Annotated in this window: 1 pseudogene; it reads left to right on the top strand. The window is 39.8% G+C overall.

Annotation, left to right across the window (positions count from 1 at the left end):
- Positions 1 to 157, top strand: a pseudogene (gene zapE / locus V6252_RS13600) (AFG1/ZapE family ATPase); the annotation flags it as partial.
- Positions 158 to 211 lie beyond the last annotated feature (54 nt).

The raw sequence follows: 211 nt of genomic DNA, 5'->3' as shown, positions 1-211 counted from the left end.
GGACATCTTTTATGACTCGTTGACCATCGAGCGCAAGATGCGTCTGCAATTCCATCATTTTATGCAGCGTGTCCATAGAGAGCTTAACAAACTACAACGTGAGAGCGATCCACTCGAAAAAGTCGCTGAAATTATATATAACGAAGCGGTTATCATCTGATATGATGAGTTTTTTGTTTATAACGTCTCTTAAGCCATGATATTTGGCGAT

The organism is Psychrobacter proteolyticus, from assembly GCF_038155145.1.
Lineage (GTDB): Bacteria > Pseudomonadota > Gammaproteobacteria > Pseudomonadales > Moraxellaceae > Psychrobacter > Psychrobacter proteolyticus_B.
Note: the sequence above shows the minus strand (reverse complement) of the source record. Positions and strands in the feature narration are given on the sequence as shown.